This is a genomic window from Pseudomonas sp. 2,4-D (assembly GCF_030418155.1).
GTDB classification, from domain to species: domain Bacteria; phylum Pseudomonadota; class Gammaproteobacteria; order Pseudomonadales; family Pseudomonadaceae; genus Aquipseudomonas; species Aquipseudomonas alloputida.
In genome coordinates, this window is sequence record NZ_JAUHUI010000052.1 from 1 (window position 1) to 21,852 (window position 21,852).

Genomic DNA, 21,852 nt, shown 5'->3' on the forward strand with positions numbered 1-21,852 from the left:
AGGTGAAGGTCACCACCATGATCAGGCCCAGAAGTGCGAGCATGGTTTGTTCTCTTGTTTTTATTGTCTATGTGGCCACCTGCAGCGCAGACGGCCCCCTGCCCCCCACCCGGCAACGCCTGGTGGGGGCCTGCAAAAAGTTTGAGGGTGTCGAGGCTCAGCCGTGGCGGTGTGGTTCGGCGACCCAGTCGGCTGTTTCAGCGACGGGGCTGACCACCGGCTCGCCATTCAGCCGGCTGTGCAGCGTCTGGCGGTCACAGGCGTTTTCGGACAACGAAACCACCACCGTCGCCACTGCGTTGCTGGCAAGACTCGTCAGCGCACGGGCTTCCGACATGAAGCGGTCGACCCCGATCAACAGGGCCAGGCCGGCCAAGGGAATGTCGTGGATCACGGTAAGGGTCGAGGCCAAGGCCACGAAACCGCTGCCGGTAACACCTGCCGCGCCCTTGGAGGACAGCAGCATGATCGCCAGCATGGTGACCACCTGGCCCAGGCTCAGGTCGATGTTGCAGGCCTGCGCGATGAACACTGCTGCCAACGACAGATAGATGGCAGTACCGTCCAGGTTGAACGAGTAGCCAGTGGGCAGCACCAGGCCAACCACGCCTTTCTTGCACCCAAGCTTCTCGAGTTTCTCGAGCATGCGCGGCAGCACCGGCTCGGTGGAGGACGTGCCGAGCACCACCAGGAACTCTTCGCGGAAATAGCGCAGCAACTTCCACAGGCTGAAGCCATGGGCGCGGCAGATGCCACCGAGCACCACCAGCACGAAGAAGGCGCAGGCGATGTACAACGTCCCCACCAGCTTGGCCAGCGCGCCAAGGGACGTAATGCCGTACTGGCCCACGGTGAATGCCAGTGCGCCGAAAGCGCCGACCGGGGCAAAGCGCATCAGGTAGCCGAAGATGCGGAACACCATGGTCGAGGCTGACTCCAGCACGTCCAGTACCGGCTTGCCCTTTTCGCCCATCGACGAGAGGGCGAAACCGCTGAGTACGGCGATGAACAGGACCGGCAAGACCTCACCCTTGTTGAAGGCACCGATGAAGGTGTCCGGGATGATGTGCATGAAGAAGTCCACCACGCTCAGCTTGGCAGCCGACGCGGTGTACTGGCTCAGGCCCGCCGTGCTCAGGGTGGCAGGATCGATGTTCATGCCGGCACCTGGCTTGAACAGATAGACCGCCGCCAGTCCGATCACCAGGCTCACCACCGTCAGCCCCAGGAACAGCAGCAAGGTCTTGCTCATCAAGCGGCCCAGGGAACGCTTGTCGGTCATGCCGGCGATGCCTGTGACGATGGTGCAGAACACCACCGGCGCGATCATCATCTTGATCAGCTTGATGAACGCATCACCCAGCGGCTTGAGGGCCACGGCCTGTTGCGCCCAGAAGTGTCCGACCACCACGCCCAGCAGAACGGCGCAGAGAATCTGGAAATACAGCGATTTGGCGAGTCTCATGGCATCACCCATTGTTGAAATTGTGCGGATGCGCTTGTTACGAATGTGCAGGTCTGGATCGGTGCCTGGAACTACCCGGCCAACCTGCGGAATGTAGGGGCGTAGACGAACCCTGAGAAGAGCCGCCGGGCGGTTCGCACCACCGAAGCCTGGATCGTCTGGCCGTCGGCAGCGCTACGCGTCAGCGCAACATCGATTCCGCCACTTGGGTGCTCCAAACGGACCTCGGCCAGTTGCTGCGCGCCTTCGCCCAACAGGTCGGCAATCACGGTGCCAGGGCTGACGCAGGCAGTCGCCAGCCCCACGGCTCCAGTGATCGCCAAGGCACGATGGCAGTTGTGCGGCATGAAATAGCGAACCTGCAGCGTGCCGTCGTAGCGCGGCTTGGACACCAGCACTGGCTTGGGGATGACCATGCCACTGACATCGCCCAGGCCCATGGCCTTTCCGGCCTTCAGCCGCAACGCTTCCAGGCGTTCGAGCAGCGCGCTGTCGGCGTCCAGCTGAGCCGGGGTTTCCGAGCCGCTGACCCCCAACTGGCTGGCCTCCACCACCATCATCGGCATGGCCATGTCGATGCAGGTCACCGGCACGCCATCAATCACGTCCTGGGCCTTGCCCGTGGGGAACAGCTTGCCGGTCTTGCTGCCGACCGCGTCGAGGAAGGTCAGGTGCACCGGGGCGGCAGTGCCCGGTACCCCATCAATCGCCGTGCGGCCTTCGTAGCGCACGATACCGCCGGGCGTTTCGACCAGCGAATTGACGAAGGTGCCGGTGTTGAGGTTGCGAATGCGCACCAAGGTCTTGCCTTCCTGGCCCTTTACCAACCCCTGTTCGATGGCGAACGGCCCCACCGCACACAGCATGTTGCCGCAGTTTGGGGCCGTATCGACCCGGCGCTGTGCGACCATCACCTGCACGAACAGGTAGTCGACGTCAGCGTCGGCATGCAATGACGGGCTAATGATCGCCACCTTGCTGGTCTGCGGGCTGCCGCCACCGATGCCGTCGATTTCCAGCTCATGGCCAGACCCCATCAGGTTGATCAGCAATTCGTCGCGCTCGACCACATTGGCAGGCAGGTCCCAGGCGTGGAAAAACGGCCCTTTGGAGGTACCGCCGCGCATGAGTACGCAAGGAATTCGTTGCATGATTTCGCACTCTTGTTGATCAATGGACATCATTGATGCTGTGAGCAAAAGAGTGACAGGGATGGATAAATCAATCCAATGCAAATATCGTAGCTATTATTGCGATTCAAACATCAATATAGCGCCAGGCCAGTCGAAGGTTTCTTATGGAATATGAGCTGCAAGACATCAGATCTTTCGTGAAAATCGCCGAACTTGGCAGTTTTCATGAGGCCGCCGAAGCGCTTCACCTGTCCCAGCCGGCCCTGAGCCGGCGGATCAAGAAACTGGAGGAAGGCCTGGGCACCTCGCTACTGGAACGCACCACCCGCCGGGTCAGCCTGACCAGCGTGGGCCGCGACTTCCTGCCCAAGGCCAGGCGCTTGCTGGATGATTTTGAAGACTCGATCCTCAGCATCCGCGAACTGGCCGAGCGCCAGACCGGTCAGGTTACCCTCGCCTGCATTCCTACCGCGGCGTTCTACTTCCTGCCGTCGGTGATCCGCGATTACAACGAGCAATACCCGAAAATCCGCATTCGCCTGCTGGACCTTAGCGCCAACGACGGGCTCGAGGCCGTGCTGCGTGGCGAGGCCGACTTCGGCATCAACATGATGAGCGGCCAGCACCCGGACATCGAGTTTGTCTCGCTGGTGCAGGAGCACTTTGTACTGGCCTGCCGGCGTGACCACCCACTGGCGAACCGCGCCTCCGTTACCTGGACAGAGCTGGCTGATTACCGCCTGATCGGCGTCGGCCGCCTGAGTGGCAACCGCATGCTGCTGGACCATGCGTTGTCCGGGCTCAACCTGCGGCCCAAATGGTTCTACGAAGTGCAACACCTGTCCACGTCACTGGGCATGGTCGAGGCCGGGCTGGGTGTGTCGGCCATGCCCAGCCTGGCCATGCCCAATGCCGACCACCCCACGCTGGTGAGCGTGCCGTTGATCGAGCCGCAAGTCACCCGCACGCTAGGGCTGGTGTACCGGCGCGGCGCATCGTTGTCGCCGGCTGCGGAGAAATTCGTTTCGATCCTGCTGCAGAAATGGCCAAATCGCTGAGGGAAACGGCGCGCCTGGCTTAGTCGTTCTTGCCCAGCATGTACTGGTCAAAATGCTCGATATGCTCATCGAGGTTGTCCTCGAGCATCATCCGGTACTGATCACAGAAGTACTTCAGAATCTCTTCCCGTGCCGCACCCAGCTCCGCGCCGCTCTTGAAGCTGCGGGCGCTCATCCAGGCGCTGAAGCGCGCGGCACCGAAGGTCAGCGAGGCGCTTACCTTGCCCAGGTCTTCGAACTTTTCGATCTGCTGGTTCGCCAGTTCGATGTGCGCATCGGCACGATCGTAAAAGGCCTGGTCGGTAGCTTGGGTCATTGGGGTTCACCTTGTTGCGCAATGCGAGCGGGAGGCCAAGCCTTGCATGTCGCGGCGCATACGTGCAAGGCTGAAAAAGGATCACCCATGACGAAAAGGAAGCAAAGCACCTCATGCTTGGAATCACACGTATCCATCGCTATTTGCGCCCACTGCCTGCGAAACCGACTGCAGCCAGTGGGCGTGACCTCAAGGCCAAACGCGCCACCCGCCTCGCCTCAACGGTTGCCAACCTCCTCTGCACGCCCCGCTCCGCCCCGCCTTACCTCTGTGTCACCCCTGACCGTCCCCCTGTCGAACGTGTGCCCCCGACCTGACTGCCTCTACTGCAGCTCTCACACCGTTCTCGCCTGTTGCAGGCGGGGTGCCTGACGCAACGACAAGGGGCAACAGCCAATGCTTTTCTTTCACGGTAAACACATTTTCAGCGCCATCTTCGATATGGATGGCACTCTCTTCGACACCGAGCGCCTGCGCTTCAAGACACTCAAGCAAGCGTCTCTGGAAATCTTCGGCAAAGCGCTGAGCGAGCAGACCCTGATTGGCTCGCTGGGCCTGAGCGCAAAAAAGGCCGAAGCCCTCGCCAAGGCGCATAACGGCGAAGACTTCCCGTACGCACAAATCCGCCAACGCGCCGATGAACTTGAGCTGGAGTACGTGCGCAATCACGGCGTACCAATCAAGGCCGGCCTGCTGGAGGTGCTGGAGCGCTTGCGCAAATCAGGCCTGACCATGGCGGTGGCCACCTCCAGCCGCCGTGCCATCGCCGAGGAATACCTGATCAACGCCAACGTGCTGAAGTACTTCGACATCACCGTTTGTGGCGATGAAGTCAGCCAAGGCAAACCCCACCCCGAGATTTTCCTGAAAGCCGCCCGCGCGCTCAATTGCGAGCCAGGCCAGTGCTTCATGGTCGAGGACTCGGAAAACGGCATGCTGTCGGCGATGCGCGCCGAAGGGCAGGCGATCCTGATCGAGGACATCAAGCCGCCTGCGCCGGAAATCAAGGCGGGTGCGCTCAAAGCCTACCGCAGCATGCATGAGTTTCTCGCCGACCTGAGCGAGTGCGTACCCGACCTGGGCATGCCTGCCTTGAGTGAGCCGTTCCCGGCCTCGATGAACCAGTTCAGCGTGGGCATTCATGGTTTCGGCGCCATCGGCGGCGGTTACCTGACACAGGTATTTTCCCATTGGGACGGCTACACCCGACCGCGTGAAATCATTGCCGCAACCCGCTCGCGCATGCTGCGCGAAAGCGTCAGCGCTTTCGGCCGCTACAGCGTGCGCTACGGCGCCACGTCGTTCGACCAGACCATCGACAACGTGCGCATGATCGACATGGACGATGACGACGCGGTCATCGGCATGTACACCACTGCCGAAATCATCGGCCTGAGCCTGCCCGAGCAGGCCATCAGAAGCCAGGCCAGGGTGATCGCCCAAGGCCTGCTGCAACGCTTCGAGCGCCGAGGCCGCGAGCTGACCCTGCTGATCGTGTTGAACAAGGTTGGCGGTGCGGCGTTCGTACGGCGTCATGTGCAAGCCGAGCTGGCGTTACTGTGCCCGCCTGCGATCAGCGAGCAGGTTATGCAAAAGACCCATTTTGCCGAAACGGTGGTCAGCCGCATCGTGTCCAAACTGGGCAATGACGCGCTGGTGCGGCAACTGCGCATCAAGTCGCAGATGTTCCAGAACAGCCTGGAAGACGAGCCTGCAAGCACCCGCAAACCTTCAGCGCCGCTACCGGAGTACGAACGCCTGATCGGCCACTTCAGGCCCTTTGCACAGCCCAGCAGCGCCATGAGCCAGCTGCATCTGGTGCTGTTCAACAGCGAAGCTGACATGCCGCTTTACGCCGAACGCGGCAGCGACCTGCTCGAACGCCTGCGCCAGGTGAAGACAGTGCCAGACATCGCCCAGATCCAGATCATCAAGAACCGTCTGTGGAACGGCCCGCACGCCATCGTGGCCTGGTACGCCAGCCTGCTGGGCCATGCCTGGGTCGGCCAGGGCATGGGTGATGCGCGGGTGAGTGAGTTGGCCGAGCGCCTGATTCGCCAGGAGGTCGCGCCCGCACTGGTGGCCGAATACCCACAGATGGCCGAGGTGGTCAGCCGCTTTGCCGAGGCATTCCTCGAGCGCTGCAAAACCTCGTTCAAAGACCCTTGCGCCCGGGTAGGCCGCGACCCCTTGCGCAAGCTGCAACGCAACGAACGCATCCTCAGCAGCATCGACCTTGCCCGCAAGCACGGTATTGCAACCCCAGCCCTGGCGTTTGGGGCGGGCCTCGCCATTCACCACGCCCTGAACTGCAGCGACAGCAAGGACATGGAAAGCCAGGCAATCAGGCAGGTTTACCGCGATAACCAGGCAAGCGTCGAAGCCGTGCTCACCCATGCCGACAAACCTTTCCCCGGGTTGTGCCCCGTCAAGGACGCGGAACTGATCGCTGCCATCCGTGAAGGCTTCCGCCAATTGCCGCAGCCGGCTTCGCGCCACGCGGTTGCTGTAGGCTCATAACCAGCCCTGGCCGGGACACAGTGGGCGCGGGTTGCGCCTGCGTCCCGGTCAGCGCCATGGGCTGGCCCCGGGTATCGGCCTAAAGCACTTCGAACAAGCCTGCCGCGCCCATGCCGCCGCCCACGCACATCGTCACGACCACGTACTTCACCTGACGCCGCTTGCCCTCCAGCAGCGCATGCCCGACCATCCGCGCGCCGCTCATGCCATAGGGGTGGCCGATAGCAATGGCGCCGCCATTGACGTTCAGTTTCGCCGGGTCGATCTGCAACTGCTGGGCGCAATACAGCACCTGGCAGGCAAACGCCTCGTTCAGCTCCCATAGCCCGATATCGTCTACCGTCAGGCCCTGCTGGCGCAGTAGCTTGGGCACAGCCAATACCGGGCCGATGCCCATTTCCTCGGGTGCAAGGCCAGCCACGGCGATACCGCGGTAAAGCCCCAGGGCTGCGATGCCCGAGCGCGCCGCCAGCGCGCCCTCCATCAGCACGCAGGCACTGGCGCCATCGGACAACTGACTGGCATTGCCGGCCGTGACACAACCGCCTTCGACCACGGGCTTGAGCCCCTGCAGATCGGCCAGGGTCGTTGCCGGCCGGTTCCCTTCGTCCTGGGTCAGGCGCACCTCTTCATGGCTGACAACACCTGTCAGCTTGTCCACCACCTTCTTGCGTGCGATGACCGGCACGATTTCAGCGGCGAACAGCCCTGCTGCCTGCGCCGCCGCCGTGCGCTGCTGAGACTGCAGGGCGTAGACATCCTGTGCTTCGCGGCTTATGCCATAACGCCGGGCCACCCGTTCGGCCGTTTGCAGCATCGGCATGTAGGCGTGCTCGCTCATGCGTAACACCGCGGGGTCGTAAGCCTCACTGGCCAGCTGGTTGTGCACCTGCTGCACCAGGCTGATCTGCTCCTGACCTGCGCCAATGGTCACCTGCATGCCATCAACCATGATCTGCTTCGCCGCCGTGGCAATGGCCATCAGGCCTGAAGCACACTGGCGGTCGACGGTTTGACCGCTGACCGATTGGGGCAGGCCGGCGGCCAGCGCCGACAGCCGACCCGGGTTGATCGCGGCAGTGCCGCTCTGCATGGCAGTCCCCAGCACCAGGTCATCGACCTGCGCCGGTTCGATACCGGCCCGCTCTACAGCGGCGCGTATAGCGACAGCCGTCATGCTGGGGGTTTTCAGGTCGTTGAAGGCGCCACGCATGGCTTTGCCGATAGGTGTGCGAGCAGTGGCGACGATCACGGCGTCTTTCATGATGGCTGTTCCTCAGGGGATAGGGGCTGCAGTTCGCTCAACACGCGCCGCAGGCAGTCAGGTACCGGCACCGGGCGCCGCCCTTCGCGGTCGACGAATACATGGACGAAGCGGCCGGTGGCGCAGGCCAATGGCTGACCGGCAAGGAACACGGCCAACTGATAGTGCACCGAGGTGTTACCCAACCGGCTCACCACAAGGCCCACTTCGATGTCATGCGGAAAGGCCACCGGCGCCTGGTAGTCGCAGGCGGAGCTGACCACCAGCGCGATCACCCTCCCCTGGTCGATATCCAACCCGCCCTCCCGCACCAGCAGGCGGTTCACGGCGCTGTCGAAAAAGCTGTAATAGACCACGTTGTTCACGTGGCCATAGACATCATTGTCGTGCCACCGGGTGGTTATAGGCGTGAAGTGCCGATAGTGTTCACGTTGCCGGAGGTAGCTCATCAGTAGGCTGCCTCATAGATGGCCAGCGCATCGGCCTGGGTGACTTCACGCGGGTTATTGACCAAAAGGCGCTGCTGTTGCATCGCGTCTTCGGCCAGCTGGCCAAGCCGATGACGCGGTACATCGGCGTCGCGCAGGCGGTCCGGTAACCCGCAGCGGCTACCTAGCGCGGCCAGCTCGGCCACGAATTGTTCTGCCTGCTGGCGTTGATCGCCGGGCTGCAAACGGGCCCCCAGCAGCGGCACGGCCAGTTCGGCGTAGTCCACTGCCGCCACCGGCAGGTTGAAGCGCAGCACGTGCGGCAACACCAGCGCGTTGGCCAGGCCATGGGGAATATGAAAATGTCCACCCAGCGGATAGGCCAAGGCATGCACCGCCGCCACCGGTGCATTGGCAAAGGCCTGGCCGGCCAGGCAAGCCCCCAGCAGCATGGCCTGGCGGGCCTGCAGGTTGCCGCCGTTGTGCACAGCCTGGTCAAGGTTATCCGCCAGCAGCCGCAGCGCCTCACGGGCCAGCAGGCTGGACAGCGGGTTACGTTTGAGGCGGCTGGTATAGGCTTCGATGGCATGCACCATGGCGTCGATACCGGTAGCAGCAGTCACCGCCGATGGCAGGCCGAGGGTACAGACGGCGTCGAGCACTGCCAGGTCTGGCAACAGCAGCGGCGAAACAATGCCCATTTTGGTGGTGGCGCCGGTGGTGACGATGGCGATCGGCGTCACCTCCGAACCGGTACCTGCCGTGGTGGGCACCTGGATCAACGGCAGCCGGCGGCCCTTGGCCCTGTCGATGCCGTAAAGCTCGGCGATGGGCTGCGAACAATCGCGGTGGGCCAGCAGCGCAACCAGCTTGGCCACATCCATCGAGCTGCCGCCGCCGAACCCCACCACCAGGTCGGCGCCGATATGCCGGGCGCGCTGGGCGGCAGCCAGCACGCATGCCTCGCTAGGGTCGGCCGTAACCTCACTGAAGATCGCCACACCGACCTTGGCTGCCGTGAACCCCGGCAGCAGGTCATCAAGCATGCCAAGGCGGGCGATACCCGGGTCACTGACAATCAAAACACGCTTGGCACCGCGCTCACGGCACAGACCTGCAAGGCGCTGCACCGCGCCGGGTTCGCAGAGGATCTGCGCAGTGGTGGCAAAGCTGAAAGGCTGCATCGCACTCTCCTTGTTCGTATGGTTTGCCGTGCGCTAGAACGCGAAATCGCTCGCCGGTAACGCCATCAGGCAATCCGCGCCACCCAGCAGGGCCTCGCGGTGAGCAGTGGCGCGGGGCAGGAGCCGCCGCCAGTAGAACGTTGCGGCGTCAAGCTTGGCCCTGTAGAAGGCTGTTTCCGCGCTGCCGGCGGCAAGCGTTGCTTGAGCGCGCACAGCCGCTTGCAACCACATCGCCGCCAACAGCACGTAGGCCGAGTAGGCAAGAAAATCAACCGACACTGCCCCTGACTCCTGGGGGTCGCGTTGACAGGCCTCGACCACATGGGCGGCCAAGACGCGCCATTCCTCCAAACGTTGCCCCACGGCCGTCGCCATGGCCTGCAGGCCGTCGAGCGCACTGGCAGCCCCGACGTGCAGCGCCATTTCGTCGATCAGCATATTGAGCTCGGCCCCGCCGTCCCCCAGTACCTTGCGGCGTATCAGGTCGAGGGCCTGTATACCGTTGGTGCCTTCATAAAGCTGGGTGATGCGGCTATCGCGCATCAACTGCTCCATGCCCCACTCGCGGATGTAGCCGTGACCGCCGTACAACTGCACCCCAAGACTGGCGACTTCCTGACCGACGTCGGTGAAGAACGCCTTGACGATAGGGATCAGCAACGCCGCCCGCCGAGCTGCCGCCTGGCGCGCCGGTGCACTTTTCGCAGCATGCTCCAGGTCCAGTTGCCGAGCGGTGTAGATGCCCAGCATGCGACAGCCCTCGGTAAGGGTCTTCTGGGTCAGCAGCATGCGCCGCACGTCTGGATGGACGATAATCGGATCGGCAGGCTTTTCCGCTGCCACCGGCCCGGCAAGCGAGCGCGACTGCAGACGCTCCCGGGCATAGGCCAGCCCTCCCTGAAAAGCGGCCTCGGCAATACCAAGCCCCTGCAGGCCGACCTGGAAGCGGGCATCGTTCATCATGGTGAACATGCAGGCCAGCCCCTGGTTGACCTCCCCCACCAGCCAGCCCTGGGCACCGTCGAAGTTCATCACGCAGGTCGAGGCCCCCTTGATGCCCATCTTGTGCTCCAGCGCCCCGCAGCCCAGCGCATTGCGCTCCCCACCGGGCAGCAGCTTGGGCACCAGGAACAGGCTGATGCCTCTCACACCGGCCGGCGCATCAGGCAGGCGCGCGAGTACCAGATGAACGATGTTGTCGGTCAGGTCCTGCTCGCCACCACTGATGAATATCTTGCTGCCGGTAATGCGGTAGCTGCCGTCCGCTTCCGGCTGGGCGCGGGTACGCAGCAACGCCAGGTCGGTGCCGGCCTGCGGCTCGGTCAGGCACATGGTGCCGGCCCACTCGCCACTGACCATCCGGCTCAAGTAAGCCTGCTTGAGTGCCTCGCTGCCATGGCGATGCAACGCCAGGACCGCGCCCTCGGTCAGGCCGGAGTAGATGCGGAACGACAACGACGCCGCCATCAGCATTTCATGGAAGCTGGCCGATGCCATCTGCGGCAGACCCTGGCCACCATAGGCCTGCGGCCCGGTCATACTGGCCCAGCCATGTTCGACGTATTGCCGATAGGCGTCCCGCATGCCGTCCGGGGTGGTGACCTCGCCGCCCACCCACTGGCAGCCCTGTTCGTCACTGTTGCGATTGAGTGGTGCGATGATTTGGCCAGTGAAACGTGCGGCCTCTTCAAGGATGCCGTCGAGGGTGTCGCGGTCCAGTTCGATACCTAGTTGCTGGCAATGTCCGCTCAGGTCGAACAGTTCATGCAGCACGAAACGCATGTCGCGAAGGGGCGCCTGGTAGTTCATGCCTGAACCTCCCCACGCGGTTCGAAACGCTTGCCACCGGCCACGAGTGAGTAGAGCAGCCCTGCCGGGCGCCAATGCTCGCCAAGCACGCCCTGCAGGTATTCCAGCCGGGCCAGGATAAACGGCGCCCCCTGCTCGTCAGCCCAGCGCATGGGCCCGCCAGTGGCAGCCGGAAAGCCATAGCCGTGGAGCCAGACTTGGTCGATGTCGCCGCTGCTGGCGGCGATACCTTCCTGGAGAACCTTCGCCCCTTCGTTGACCAGTGCCAGCAGGCAGCGCTCAAGGATTTCCTCGGCACTGATGCCCCGGCGTCGGTAGCCAAGGTTCTGGGACACCTGCAGCACCAGGGCGTCGACCTGCGGGTCATGCTCGGCCTGTCGGCTGCCGGGCGCATAGCGGTAGTAGCCTTGCCCGGTCTTCTGCCCGAGACGACCGAGCTCGCACAGCGCGTTATCGACCTGCACCAGCGGGTCGTGCATGCCTTGCCCGGCCAACTGCCGGGCGCGCCACTCCAGGTCGATGCCCACCACGTCGTACATGCGGAACGGCCCCATGGCGAAGCCGAACTGCTGCAGCACCGCATCCACCTGATGAGGCAAAGCACCTTCAAGCAGTAACTTGCGCGCTTCGCCCACATAGCTGCGCAACATGCGATTGCCAATGAACCCTGGGCAGTTGCCTGCCACTATCGCCACCTTGCCCATGCGCTCGCCCAGCGCTTTGGCGACGTCGAGCACCTTCGGACCGGTGTGCGTCCCCCGCACGATTTCGAGCAGCTTCATGACATGCGCAGGGCTGAAAAAATGCAGCCCCAGGACCTGGGACGGCCGCTGGGTGACGGCGGCAATCGCGTCGATGTCCAGCGCCGAGGTGTTGCTGGCCAGGATCGCACGGGGCTTGAGGTGTGCATCCAGTGCACGGAAGATTTCCTGCTTGAGCGCCAGGTTTTCATACACCGCTTCAATCACCAGGTCGGCCTCCGCCAACGCCGGATAGCCGTCCACTGCCTGCACACGCGCCAGGCAGGCTTCGGCCTGGGCCGGGGTGATGCGCTGCTTGTCCACCTGCTGGGCCCAGGCTTGGCTGACCATGCCCAGCCCGGCTTCGAGCGCTGCCGCGTTGCAGTCCAGCCACAGCACCGACAGCCCGGCGTTGGCCAGGCTGATGACGATGCCGCGGCCCATGGTGCCTGCACCTATCACAGCCACCTGATTGATCGGGAAGGGAGTATTCACGCGCAACGCTCCTGCTTTCTTGTAGGTATGAGGACTGTGATCACCCTAAGCAGGCCGAAGGTATTTTTGAAATTTCCATTTCGTATGCCATATATTTTCAGCATGAATATTTCGAACTTCGACCTGAACCTGCTGCGCGTCTTCGACATGTTGCTGCGTGAACAGAACGTATCGCGGGCAGCCGAGCGTCTGGCCCTCACCCAGCCGACCGTGAGCAATGCCCTGGCGCGCCTGCGTGACCAGCTGGGCGACCCGCTGCTGGTCCGCGTGGGCCGGCGCATGCGCCCGACGCCACGGGCCTTGGCACTGGAGGGGCCGATACGTGCGGCGTTACAGCAGATCGAGCAGACGCTGGGCACCGGCGATGGCTTCGAGCCTCAGCACAGCCACCGCCAGTTGCGCATCGCCCTCACCGATTTCGTCGAACAGCTGTGCATGCCGCCACTCCTGGCGCGGCTGGAGCTACTGGCACCCAACGTGCGCATCGACGTGGTGCACCTGGCCCCCAACCTGCCGGCCGAGGCGCTGGACCGGGGCGACCTCGACCTGGTACTGGGCCGTTTCGACGAGGTGCCGGCGCGCTTCACCCGCCACCCCTGGCGCCGTGAAACCCTGCAGATCGCGCTGCGCCAGCAGCACCCGCACCTGGTGCCGGGCCAGGCACTGGACCTCGACGCGTTCCTGGGTTTGCGGCACATCTGGGTGCACGGCGGCCAGACCCGGGGCATGGTCGACCAGTGGCTGGCCGAGCAAGGCCTGACCCGGCAAATCGCCTATACCACGCCCAACTACCTGCAGGCCGCCCATCTGGCCGCAGCCACCGACATGTGTGTGGTGCTGCCGCGGCAACTGGCCCAACAGTTTGCGCATCTGCTGCCTTTGGCGGTGCACGAACTGCCTTTTGCCCTGGAGCCTTTCGAGCTGGAACTGGTGCACCTGAGCCACCGTCAGCACGACCCCGCCCTGGCCTGGCTGGTCGAACAGATCCTCACGCTCCCCCCCGCCTGAAGCCATCAGGAAACGCGATAGCGGCCATGCCGCTCTGGTATTGGCTGGTGCGCAAGCCCCTCCCCTAGAGTGTTCTGCCCCAATAACAACAAGGACATCCCATGCGCTTTTCACTGTCGATGCTGGCGCTTGCCCTGCTGGCCCCACTTCCGAGCCTGGCCGCAACAGCGGCCAAGGATGCCACCCCGGCCACCCAGGCCAGCAACCAGCAGTGGCTGCAACGGTTACCGTTCGAGGATCGCGTCGATTACGAAACAGCCCGGCGTGGGCTGGTCGAGCGGTTCGACGGGCCAGTCGCGACAGCCGATGGCAAAACCGTGTGGAACCTGGCCCAGTATGCTTTTCTGGAACCGGCGCAGTCCCCTGCCACGGTAAACCCGAGCTTGTGGCGTATCGCTCAGTTGAACAACATCGCCGGGCTGTTCAAGGTCACCGAGGGCATCTACCAGCTTCGCGGCCTGGACCTGGCCAACATGACCATCGTCGAGGGGCAGGACGGGCTGATTGTGATCGACCCGCTGCTTGCCGTGGAGACCGCCAAGGCGGGCCTCGAACTTTACTTCAAGCACCGTCCGCGCAAGCCGGTGACCACGGTGATCTACACCCACCCGCACGTCGACCATTTCGGCGGCGTGCGCGGGGTGATCAACGAGGCGGACGTCAAGGCTGGCAAAGTCCAGGTCATTGCACCCGAGGGGTTCTTCGAACATGCCATCGGTGAAAACGTGCTGGCCGGACCGGCCATGAAACGCCGCGCCCAGTACATGTACGGCGCCCCCCTGCCCCGTGGGCCGCGAGGCCAGGTGGATGCCGGACTGGGCAAGGGCGTGCCGGCCAATGCCACCGTCAGCCTCATCGCGCCCACGCTCGAAATCAGCCAACCGCTGCAACGCATGACCCTGAGCGGCGTGGAGGTGGAATTCCAGCTGACTCCGGGCACCGAGGCGCCGGCAGAAATGAACATCTATTTCCCGGCGCTCCGGGCACTGTGCATGGCCGAGAACGCCACCCACGTGCAACACAACGTACTGACGCTGCGCGGGGCACTGGTGCGCGATCCGAAAGTCTGGGCTCATTACCTGGACCAGTCGCTGGTGCGCTACGGCAACCAGGCCGAGGTGGTGTTCGCCCAGCATCACTGGCCCACTTGGGGCGGTGCGGCCATCCGCGACTACCTGGCTGACCAGCGCGATATGTATGCCTTCATCGACAGCCAGACCCTGCGCCTGATCAATCAGGGCCAGACACCCATGGAAATTGCCCAGACCCTGGCCAGCCTGCCGCCGCGCCTGGCAAGCAAATGGTACAGCCGCGACTACTACGGTTCGCTCAGCCATAACGTCAGGGCCGTCTATCAACGCTACATGGGGTTCTACGACGGCAACCCGGCCAACCTCGACCCATTGCCACCGCAAGCGGCCGGCAAGCGTTACGTGGCGGCCATGGGGGGGGCCGATCAGGTGCTGACCCAGGCCCGCCAGGCCTTCGCCGAGGGCGACTATCGCTGGGTGGCGCAGTTGGTCAACCACCTGGTATTCGCCGAGCCAGACAACACAGAGGCCCGCGCACTGCAGGCCGACGCGCTGGAGCAACTGGGTTACCAGAGTGAGAACGCCACCTGGCGCAATGCCTACCTCAGTGGCGCGCAGGAATTGCGCTCAGGCGTTGCCGCCGGTGCGGGTAGCGGTGGCAACGCCGATGACATGGTACGGGCCCTGACGCCCAGCCTGTTTTTCGACTACCTGGGCGTGCGGGTGAATGCCTACAAGGCTGCCGACAGCGACCTGACCGTAAACTGGCGTTTTTCCGACCTGGGCGAAGATTACGCCCTCACCCTGCGCAACGGCGTCCTCACCCACCGCGACCTGGCGCGCCACGCCAAGGCCGATGTAGAGGTCATCATGCGCAAACAGACGCTGGACAGCATTGCCTTGAAGCAGACAGGCTTTCTCAAGGAAGCCACAGCAGGGGCAATCGACATCAAAGGCGAGCGGGTGAAGTTCCTGCAATTCATGGGAGGGCTGGAAGAGGCTGATTCGCGCTTCAATATCGTCACGCCCTGAGCGGCGGCGGGCGGCGCCGGCACTCTGCTTAGCCGCCCTTCGCCAACCGGCACAAGCCTGCCAGTGCCATCAGCCACACCACGCTACCCAGTGCCAGCACTCCCCACGGCGCAGGCTGGCCGCATTCGGCCTGCAACATCGCCAAGCCCCGTTCGTAACGCCGCCCCTGGCGGGCCAGCAGCGCCAGCGCGGCCATGCCCGCCAATGCCAGCACGTACACATCGCCCTGACGACAGGCCAACCCCGCCACCGCCACCAGCGCCAGCACAGTGCGCCGCCAGGCCAACTCGGTGCGTTCTGCCTGCAGGCCCGGATCAGCCATGCCAGCGTGGCCACAGGACGAGACCTGCCAGCAGTACGGCGACCAGGCAGCCCAGCGCCAACAAGGGCACCAGTGCCGGCAACGGCAACGGGCGTCGCTGACGCAATGCCCGCTCGACCCGCAGCCAGCGCAGGCAGGCGCCAGCGCTCAGCAATGCGCTCAGCAGCATCAGGCCAGCGACCAGCCACAGCCGCAGCGGGTTCTCGAGGACGTGGCCGGCGAAGGTTTCAATGGCGATTGCGCCACCCAGCAACGCCAGCGCGGTCCGGACCCAGGCCAGGAAGGTACGTTCGTTGGCCAGCGTGAAGCGCGGATCAGGCGCTTCACCCTGACCCAATAGCCGCCGCGACCAGTCATTCCATGGTTCAGGCACGCCCATCAACGCACACCAAAGCTACGCAGTGCGCCGGGCGAGAAGTACGAAAGGCTGGTGCGCACATTGAAAGCAAAGGGCCGACGCTGCTCATTGATCAAGCCCGATGCATGGTAGCGGCCGCTCTTGAGGTCGTAGGTAACCTCCATGGCGTTGACCGCCACCTGGCCGCCGGGGTGAAAGAAACCATGGGCCTGTGAGGTGCGCCACAGCTCGCCACGCGCGTCGTAGCTGTCTGTTTCGAGAATGGCCCAGGTGTCTTCATCCAGGTAGAAACGGCGCTTGGCGTAGATATGCTGCGCCCCGGGCTTCAATGTCGCCTCCACGACCCATACCCGGTGCAGTTCGTAGCGGGTCGGTGCCGGGTCGATGTGGCCTGGCTTGATCAGGTCCGCATAGCGCAGCTCGGGCGATGCCAAGCGGTAGCTGTTGTAGGGCACGTGCAGCGTCTGCTTGCCCAGCAGCTTCCAGTCGTACCGGTCTGGCGCGCCATTGAACATGTCGCGGCTGTCGGCGGTCCGCAGGCCGGCGGTGCCTGGGCCGGTGGTGTCATAGGCGATGTTCGGCGCCCGCCGCACCCGCCGCTGGCTGGCACTGTACACCCAGGACAAGCGCGGCTCGGCGACCTGGTCCAGTGTCTCATGCACCACCATCGCATCGCCGGCAAGCCGCGAGGGCGCCGTCATGCGGTAGGTGAAGTAATAAAGTACATTGCCCGCCCCCAGGCTGGCCAAGCCTTCAGGCCGGGCCACTTCCTGACGCGCGCTCATCAGCACGAAGCGGCCATTCTTCAGCGGCGTGACGCTGTCGGAGCTCAGGCTGTAGCTCTCGTTGCGATGCCGGGTCAGGTGGTTCCAGATCACCTCCAGGCCGTTGGTTGGCCGCGGAAAGGCGATGACGCCAGTAAAACCTCGCACACCGTTGCCCTGGTCATCCAGCTGCGCCTGCTCGGCGTTGCGGGCGGCAGATGCCGCGACCGCGTCGGGTACCGCAACACTGCGGTGGGTGGAATACACCGGCAAGCTCAGGCTGGCTGGGAAGCGTTTGAGCAAGGCCACCTGGCCGTCGGTAAGCTGACCTCGGTACTGCCGGTAGTTGGCGGCCGTGATCCGGTACAGAGGCTGTTCATCGGCAAACGGGTCCAGCGGCGTGCCGTTGTCGCCCAGGCGTTGCTGGGCTGTACTCAACCCACCTTGCCAGGCCGGGATGCGCCCGTCGGGGCTGGCAGCACGCTCGGCTCCCACCGGGGTCAGGTTGTCGGGCAGGCCGGCTGCTGCCAGCGTGCCACTCGCCCAGAACAGGCCGATCATCACCATGCGCATTTTCATTGTCATGCCCTCAGAAAGTGACGCCCAGGCTCAGCGAGATGAAGTCCCGGTCGCCGCGGGTGCCATAGTCGCCGTCGATAAAGTCGGTGTACGACACACTCAAGCTGTAGGTGCTGGCGAGCGTCGCATCCAACCCGACACTGATGGCCCTGGAGCCTTCGCTGAACGCCGAGCCCTCCACCGGGCCGGTGCCGTGCACGTCATGTGCCCAGGACAGGTTCGGCCGCAGGTCGAAACCGGCAATCACGTTGGGGTAGGCCCAGGTGGCGCGCAGCCGGTAGCCCCAGGAAAACGGGGTCATGAAGCCTTCGTCGTTGCAGTGCTCAGGGGTTTTGGAAATGGCCACGCACACGCTGTTGTCCGCCAGTTCGCCGCTGTTGAACGTGCCCGAGCGCCCGTAACGGGGGCCATAGGCGCCCTCCAGACCGCCCACGTAGGTGGCGCCCGCCTCGCCTATCAACAGCAACTGGTTGGCCCCCATCACCTGGCTGAAAGCGTGAACAGCGGTTATCTGCAACTGGGTCATCTCTTTACGGCGGTAGCCGTCGAACAACGTACTGGCGCTGTCTGGCCGCAGGCCGTCACCCAGCAATGGCGAGCGGCCATGGACGTTCAACAACGACTGGATGATGTCGGTACCGTTGAGCTGCATGGGCATGTTCGGCCGGTAGCTCAGCTCCCCCTGCAGCGCCGTGCCGGTGCGCAGGGTGGTGGAGAACGAAAGGCCGTAGAGGCGAATGTCCTCGGGGTATTGCACCCGGTACTGCGAGGTGCCAAGGCGTAGCGCGCCGACCAGCGACTGGCCTGCGCTGGAGCCCAGGAAAGCGGCACAGTCTGCAAGCCCGATAGCGAGGTTGGCGCACAGCTGCGGGGCGAAACGGCGGTTGTCGAAATACGAGCTGCTGACCGTACCCAGGTAAGGCGTGCGGCTGTGGTAGTGCGCCGCGTAAGCGCCAAACTCGGTGTCCAGCGCCGCCACGTACCAGCGCAGCGAAACGCCCCACTGCCCGCTGTTGCGGGCATCCTGGTCGCTGCCGCGAGGTATGCGCACGCCTTCGCTGGTGAGGTTCACACCGAACGGCGCTAGCCCGGCCACGGCTGTGGGGTTGCCGAGCAACCTGGCGCCCACGTCGAGGCCATCACACCCATCGGGCAAAAAGTCGTTGTTCGAAAAGAACGTGCCACAGTTGTCGAGCTGGGTCTGTTCCCAGTCCAGCTGATAGAAACCGTCGACCGACAGCGCTTCGGTAAGGTTCTGGGTGAAGTAGAACAGGTTCACCGGCACCAGCGCGTCCTTCACTTCCGAGCCGGGGCGGCGCAAGGCCGCCAGGTTGAAGGGGTTGATGACGTTCAGTCCGCCCTGGATGAAGGTGCTCTCACCCCAGTTGACCACTTGCTTGCCCAACCTGAGCGAGCCCGGCTGGCCGTCGATGTCATACAGGTAGTAACCGAAGGCATCGAGCAGCTGGCTACCTGCGGTCTTGGCCGAGCGCTTGCGGTTGTTGTCCTCGACCTGCTTGAAGCGCTGATCGTGATCACGCAGGGCCGTGTCGTACCAGTAGGTTCCGCGAAGGAACACCCCCAGGTTATCGTGCTTGAGCTCCAGGTCATGGGTGCCTTTGAACACCGCTGAAAACACATCGCCGGAGGCAAAGTTCAGGCGGCCGTCATCGCTGTTGGCGCTGTTGTGCAGGGCCGGGTCAGGGTTGGCAGTCGCAATACTGGTACCAAAGGAAAGCGCCGAGTCGAATTGCCCCTCAAGTTCACCCCAGTGAAACTGAGCGGCACAGGCAGACGCAGAAAAAAGTACTGATGAGGCAAGTACCGACAACGGTCCCGAGCGACCGAAAATACGAGATGCCATCACTCTTAACCTCTTATTGTGTTTATTAGAGAGTGAATTGCGAGTTAATGCTTAAGTACGGCGCAAAGGCCTGCAGGCAAGGGCTTGGGTAATTATTCGAACGTTTCTGTTATCCTCGTTTTGCTGCTTACCGATACTAAGTAGGCCACCGGGGCTGAACAAATAGCGTCTCCCGATGGTTGCCATATCACTTCGGCATAGCCTGAGAACCACAATGACTTTGAAACAGCTGCGTTATTTGATCGCCATTGTCGAAGCCGGCAGTTTTTCCAATGCCGCACGCCAGGCGTTCATCGCCCAACCGGCCTTGAGCCGACAGATAGGCCTGCTGGAGAGCGAACTGGAAATGCAACTGCTGGCGCGCCAGCATGACGGTATCGAACTGACCGATGCCGGGCGGCAGTTGTACGAAGTGGCACGATCGGTCGTGCAGCAGCTCGATTCGGTGAAGGATGAGCTGAAGTCCAGCCGCGGCAACCCCAAGGGGCACGTGGCCATCTCGATTCCCGCCACTGCCTCGGCACTGTTGTTGCCGGCCATCATTACCCAGGCCCAGGCACGCTTCCCGGGGATCAAGCTCACCGTATGGGATGGCCTGAGCCGCGAAGGTGGTCAGGCGATCGAGCTGGGCAAGGTGGATTTCGGCGTGGTGCCCAACGCCGAAGAGCTTGTCCATGTAATCGCCGAGCCCGTGTTTTCCGAAGACCTGTACTGGGTCGGCCTGCCTGGGCACGGCCCTGACGAGTCGCCCATCACCTTGGCTGAGGCCGCAGCGAGCCGCCTGGTAATGCCACCCCGTAGCCTGCACTTGCGAAGACGCATCGAGCAGGCTGCCATGGAGACCGGTGTGACACTGGACTCAAGCTACGAACAGCAGTCGGCCCCCGGTATCACCAGCCTGGTCCGTGCTGGCCTGGCGGCCACCATCAGCAACTGGCCGCCGCTGCTGGATTTGGCCGCGCCTGCCAGCGCGCGGCTGATAGTGGAACCGCGCATCACCCGCACTATCGCCTTGGCCCACTCGCAGCACAAGCCGCTGTCGTTCGCCGCCGCCTGCATGCGCGACCTGGTGCGCGCACTGCTGGTGGATGCGGTGCGCAGCGAGCGCTGGAAAGGTACCTTGATCGAGCGCGAGGCGCTGGCGGAGCAGAGCCTCTGAGCGCTGTGTACATCACGCTTGGGCAGGCGCAGCCGTGCCCACCTGCACCAGACGTTGCCGGGTTTTCTGCGGGTCCATCCAGGCCAGCCCGATCAGCCCGGCAATCACCAGCACCGCGCCGCACACCAGAAAACCCTGGCCAAACCCTGCCGTGTGCCCGGCCCCGGCGCCCTGCACCAGCAAACCGGTGACCACCGGTGCCGACAGCCCGGCCAACGAGGCGATACCGTTGCCGATCGCCAGAATGCCGCCGCGCTGCCCGCTGGGCGTGAACTCCGCCAGCATGGCAGGCCCCACGGAGTACATCACCAGCGCCAGCCCGCCGCTGAAGGTGAGGCTGACGATCCGCTCGACGTTGCTCAGCCCCGGCAGAAACAATGCCGCCGACAGCAGCCCGCTGGCGATCAGGCACACTGAAACGAACGCACCTCGCGACCAGCGCGTGGCCAACCCGGCACGCATCATTCGCTGGGACAGCCAGGCCATGAACAGGCTCAGCGGCGTGGTAACCACCACGAACAGAACGAACACCTGGCCGGTCATGATCGGGTCGATCCCCAGCCCGGTTTCCAGGTAGCTCGGTACCCAGGTCAACGTCAACGCCAGGGACCAGTTGGCGGCGAAGTGGCACAAGTAGTTGCCCAGTACCGTGCGGTCACCGAGCAGCCGACGATAGGGAACAGGGGCCTGCCCTTCTTCAAGCTGGCCCGGGCGAATGCGGTCGAGGTTACCCTCGCTGCCCAGCCACCACCACAGCACACACCACACCGCGCCGATCACCGCCAGCACGATGAAGTTCATGCGCCAGCCGTAGTGCACACTGATCCATGGAATCATGGCACCCGCTACCAGCAGCCCCAGCGCACTGCCGGTATGCAACAGCGCCACGGGAAGGTTGCGACGGTCGTTGGGGAACCACTTGTACAAGGCATGTGTAGCCACCGGTGAGGCCGGTCCCTCGCCAATACCCAGCAGCACCCGGCAGGCGACGATCGCCCACAGCGAGCTGACGAACAACATGGGCAACTGGATAAGCGCCCAGAACGCGCCCATCCCCAGCAGCAGGGTGCGGGTTGGCCGGCGATTGGCCATGAAGCCACCTATCACCGCCGAGATGGCGAAGAACCAGTGCAGTGCGCCCCCTACCAGGCCGAACTCGGCAGGGGACAAGCCCAGTTCCTTGGACATCGGCACCGCCACCAGGCCGATGACGACCTTGTCCAGGAAGTTCACCAGCATCAACAGCGCCAGCAGTACCGCAATCATCCAGGCCGTGCCTGCACGTGCGGGGGTGTCAGTATGAGTCATGATGATCTCTCGTTA

At 63.7% G+C, this 21,852-nt stretch carries 18 protein-coding genes; 5 read left to right on the forward strand and 13 right to left on the reverse strand.

Translation table 11 applies throughout. From position 1 onward, the window contains the following. Window positions 1–157: 157 nt before the first annotated feature. Together QYE47_RS24445 and QYE47_RS24450 are read right to left on the reverse strand one after the other, a co-directional pair. Window positions 158–1,465 carry a dicarboxylate/amino acid:cation symporter gene (locus QYE47_RS24445; RefSeq protein WP_026031899.1) on the reverse strand — a complete coding sequence of 436 codons (1,308 nt, stop codon included), beginning with the start codon at window positions 1,463–1,465 and terminating at the stop codon, window positions 158–160. Between the two features lie 71 nt (window positions 1,466–1,536). Continuing rightward, window positions 1,537–2,616, reverse strand: a complete 1,080-nt coding sequence (locus QYE47_RS24450; protein ID WP_019437995.1) for a 4-oxalomesaconate tautomerase — start codon at window positions 2,614–2,616, stop codon at window positions 1,537–1,539. Window positions 2,617–2,762: 146 nt separating this feature from the next. Between QYE47_RS24450 and QYE47_RS24455 the strand changes: the two genes are divergently transcribed. Further along, window positions 2,763–3,656, forward strand: coding sequence for a LysR family transcriptional regulator (locus QYE47_RS24455; RefSeq protein ID WP_003247268.1), 894 nt, complete (start codon window positions 2,763–2,765; stop codon window positions 3,654–3,656). Window positions 3,657–3,675: 19 nt separating this feature from the next. Here QYE47_RS24455 and QYE47_RS24460 read toward each other — a convergent pair whose 3' ends face one another. Next, window positions 3,676–3,972 (reverse strand): DUF3144 domain-containing protein, encoded by a 297-nt coding sequence (locus tag QYE47_RS24460; RefSeq protein ID WP_003247266.1) that lies wholly within the window; start codon window positions 3,970–3,972, stop codon window positions 3,676–3,678. A gap of 396 nt (window positions 3,973–4,368) precedes the next feature. Between QYE47_RS24460 and mtlD the strand changes: the two genes are divergently transcribed. Next, the gene (mtlD, locus tag QYE47_RS24465; RefSeq protein WP_014591841.1) at window positions 4,369–6,492 is read left to right on the forward strand and encodes a bifunctional mannitol-1-phosphate dehydrogenase/phosphatase; all 2,124 of its coding nucleotides are present in this window, start codon (window positions 4,369–4,371) and stop codon (window positions 6,490–6,492) included. A 79-nt stretch (window positions 6,493–6,571) separates the two neighbouring features. On the opposite strand, the gene QYE47_RS24470 is transcribed toward mtlD, so the two are convergent. The 5 genes from QYE47_RS24470 to QYE47_RS24490 are packed head-to-tail and all read right to left on the reverse strand — an operon-like array spanning window position 6,572 to window position 12,412. Continuing rightward, complete coding sequence (locus QYE47_RS24470; protein ID WP_070384167.1) at window positions 6,572–7,756, reverse strand: acetyl-CoA C-acyltransferase; 1,185 nt, start codon at window positions 7,754–7,756, stop codon at window positions 6,572–6,574. Beyond that, window positions 7,753–8,205, reverse strand: coding sequence for a thioesterase family protein (locus QYE47_RS24475; RefSeq protein WP_070384168.1), 453 nt, complete (start codon window positions 8,203–8,205; stop codon window positions 7,753–7,755). Before QYE47_RS24475 ends, QYE47_RS24470 begins: the two co-directional genes overlap by 4 nt. Next, window positions 8,205–9,368 carry an iron-containing alcohol dehydrogenase gene (locus tag QYE47_RS24480; protein ID WP_070384169.1) on the reverse strand — a complete coding sequence of 388 codons (1,164 nt, stop codon included), beginning with the start codon at window positions 9,366–9,368 and terminating at the stop codon, window positions 8,205–8,207. Before QYE47_RS24480 ends, QYE47_RS24475 begins: the two co-directional genes overlap by 1 nt. A 33-nt stretch (window positions 9,369–9,401) precedes the next feature. After that, window positions 9,402–11,177: an acyl-CoA dehydrogenase C-terminal domain-containing protein gene (locus tag QYE47_RS24485; protein ID WP_014591845.1), complete on the reverse strand. Its 1,776-nt coding sequence runs from the start codon at window positions 11,175–11,177 to the stop codon at window positions 9,402–9,404. Next, complete coding sequence (locus QYE47_RS24490) at window positions 11,174–12,412, reverse strand: 3-hydroxyacyl-CoA dehydrogenase (RefSeq protein WP_014591846.1); 1,239 nt, start codon at window positions 12,410–12,412, stop codon at window positions 11,174–11,176. Before QYE47_RS24490 ends, QYE47_RS24485 begins: the two co-directional genes overlap by 4 nt. A gap of 84 nt (window positions 12,413–12,496) precedes the next feature. On the opposite strand from QYE47_RS24490, the gene QYE47_RS24495 reads away from it, so the two are divergent. Next, on the forward strand, window positions 12,497–13,420 hold the full coding sequence (locus QYE47_RS24495; RefSeq protein WP_014591847.1) for a LysR family transcriptional regulator: 924 nt from the start codon (window positions 12,497–12,499) through the stop codon (window positions 13,418–13,420). Between the two features lie 101 nt (window positions 13,421–13,521). After that, the gene (locus tag QYE47_RS24500) at window positions 13,522–15,483 is read left to right on the forward strand and encodes an alkyl sulfatase dimerization domain-containing protein (protein ID WP_070384170.1); all 1,962 of its coding nucleotides are present in this window, start codon (window positions 13,522–13,524) and stop codon (window positions 15,481–15,483) included. 28 nt (window positions 15,484–15,511) lie between these two features. Here the strand turns inward: QYE47_RS24500 and QYE47_RS24505 are convergent, their stop codons facing one another. From QYE47_RS24505 to QYE47_RS24520, 4 genes are read right to left on the reverse strand one after another with little or no spacing between them, the layout of a single operon-like run. Then, window positions 15,512–15,805, reverse strand: coding sequence for a DUF202 domain-containing protein (locus tag QYE47_RS24505; RefSeq protein ID WP_014591849.1), 294 nt, complete (start codon window positions 15,803–15,805; stop codon window positions 15,512–15,514). Next, window positions 15,798–16,184 (reverse strand): DUF202 domain-containing protein, encoded by a 387-nt coding sequence (locus QYE47_RS24510; protein ID WP_014591850.1) that lies wholly within the window; start codon window positions 16,182–16,184, stop codon window positions 15,798–15,800. Before QYE47_RS24510 ends, QYE47_RS24505 begins: the two co-directional genes overlap by 8 nt. Then, window positions 16,184–17,494 carry a DUF1329 domain-containing protein gene (locus QYE47_RS24515; protein WP_014591851.1) on the reverse strand — a complete coding sequence of 437 codons (1,311 nt, stop codon included), beginning with the start codon at window positions 17,492–17,494 and terminating at the stop codon, window positions 16,184–16,186. The genes QYE47_RS24510 and QYE47_RS24515 overlap by 1 nt, the downstream gene beginning before the upstream one ends. 22 nt (window positions 17,495–17,516) lie before the next feature. Beyond that, complete coding sequence (locus QYE47_RS24520; RefSeq protein ID WP_014591852.1) at window positions 17,517–19,370, reverse strand: DUF1302 domain-containing protein; 1,854 nt, start codon at window positions 19,368–19,370, stop codon at window positions 17,517–17,519. 214 nt (window positions 19,371–19,584) lie between these two features. Between QYE47_RS24520 and QYE47_RS24525 the strand changes: the two genes are divergently transcribed. After that, window positions 19,585–20,529, forward strand: a complete 945-nt coding sequence (locus QYE47_RS24525; RefSeq protein ID WP_014591853.1) for a LysR family transcriptional regulator — start codon at window positions 19,585–19,587, stop codon at window positions 20,527–20,529. A 12-nt stretch (window positions 20,530–20,541) separates the two neighbouring features. On the opposite strand, the gene QYE47_RS24530 is transcribed toward QYE47_RS24525, so the two are convergent. Next, window positions 20,542–21,795 carry an MFS transporter gene (locus tag QYE47_RS24530; protein ID WP_014591854.1) on the reverse strand — a complete coding sequence of 418 codons (1,254 nt, stop codon included), beginning with the start codon at window positions 21,793–21,795 and terminating at the stop codon, window positions 20,542–20,544. Window positions 21,796–21,852 lie beyond the last annotated feature (57 nt).

Bases quoted from the DNA above. Each gene is read 5' to 3' on its own strand.
- QYE47_RS24455 (WP_003247268.1), top strand. From the start codon at position 2,763: ATGGAATATGAGCTGCAAGACATCAGATCTTTCGTGAAAATCGCCGAA.
- QYE47_RS24495 (WP_014591847.1), top strand. From the start codon at position 12,497: ATGCCATATATTTTCAGCATGAATATTTCGAACTTCGACCTGAACCTG.
- mtlD (WP_014591841.1), top strand. From the start codon at position 4,369: ATGCTTTTCTTTCACGGTAAACACATTTTCAGCGCCATCTTCGATATG.
- QYE47_RS24520 (WP_014591852.1), bottom strand. From the start codon at position 19,370: ATGGCATCTCGTATTTTCGGTCGCTCGGGACCGTTGTCGGTACTTGCC.
- QYE47_RS24525 (WP_014591853.1), top strand. From the start codon at position 19,585: ATGACTTTGAAACAGCTGCGTTATTTGATCGCCATTGTCGAAGCCGGC.
- QYE47_RS24445 (WP_026031899.1), bottom strand. From the start codon at position 1,465: ATGAGACTCGCCAAATCGCTGTATTTCCAGATTCTCTGCGCCGTTCTG.
- QYE47_RS24515 (WP_014591851.1), bottom strand. From the start codon at position 17,494: ATGGTGATGATCGGCCTGTTCTGGGCGAGTGGCACGCTGGCAGCAGCC.
- QYE47_RS24475 (WP_070384168.1), bottom strand. From the start codon at position 8,205: ATGAGCTACCTCCGGCAACGTGAACACTATCGGCACTTCACGCCTATA.
- QYE47_RS24470 (WP_070384167.1), bottom strand. From the start codon at position 7,756: ATGAAAGACGCCGTGATCGTCGCCACTGCTCGCACACCTATCGGCAAA.
- QYE47_RS24505 (WP_014591849.1), bottom strand. From the start codon at position 15,805: ATGGCTGATCCGGGCCTGCAGGCAGAACGCACCGAGTTGGCCTGGCGG.
- QYE47_RS24510 (WP_014591850.1), bottom strand. From the start codon at position 16,184: ATGGGCGTGCCTGAACCATGGAATGACTGGTCGCGGCGGCTATTGGGT.
- QYE47_RS24460 (WP_003247266.1), bottom strand. From the start codon at position 3,972: ATGACCCAAGCTACCGACCAGGCCTTTTACGATCGTGCCGATGCGCAC.
- QYE47_RS24485 (WP_014591845.1), bottom strand. From the start codon at position 11,177: ATGAACTACCAGGCGCCCCTTCGCGACATGCGTTTCGTGCTGCATGAA.
- QYE47_RS24480 (WP_070384169.1), bottom strand. From the start codon at position 9,368: ATGCAGCCTTTCAGCTTTGCCACCACTGCGCAGATCCTCTGCGAACCC.
- QYE47_RS24450 (WP_019437995.1), bottom strand. From the start codon at position 2,616: ATGCAACGAATTCCTTGCGTACTCATGCGCGGCGGTACCTCCAAAGGG.
- QYE47_RS24530 (WP_014591854.1), bottom strand. From the start codon at position 21,795: ATGATTGCGGTACTGCTGGCGCTGTTGATGCTGGTGAACTTCCTGGAC.
- QYE47_RS24500 (WP_070384170.1), top strand. From the start codon at position 13,522: ATGCGCTTTTCACTGTCGATGCTGGCGCTTGCCCTGCTGGCCCCACTT.